General features: G+C 50.0%; 1 protein-coding gene. It reads left to right on the plus strand.

Annotated features, from left to right (window positions below):
* Window positions 1-338 (plus strand): transposase (locus tag Q4519_RS21790; RefSeq protein ID WP_303516036.1); only part of this gene is annotated, 338 nt, incomplete at both ends.

The raw sequence follows: 338 nt of genomic DNA on the forward strand, positions 1-338 counted from the left end.
CAATGGTTATGGCGACAACAAAGTAAGCTGCTACCCACCACCTATTTTATGGTGACCTTCACCTTGCCTTATGAGCTCAGGTCACTCGCGGCCCATCATCCGTGCCATTTATATCCCATTATGTTTAAGGTGACCGCCAGCATCCTTAAAGACTTCGCCGCCAAGCAGAACAAAGGCGAGCTCGGCTTTACCTCGGTGCTGCACACCCACAGCCGACAGCGTAACTTACATCCGCATTTGCACATTTTAGTGGCTGGCGGCCGCTATGACGCCAGCAAAAAACACTGGTACAAAGGCAAAAAAGACTACTTGTTTAACGCCTTTGCACTGGCGAAAGT

The organism is Motilimonas sp. 1_MG-2023 (assembly GCF_030547455.1).
Lineage (GTDB): Bacteria > Pseudomonadota > Gammaproteobacteria > Enterobacterales > CBDFNC01 > Motilimonas.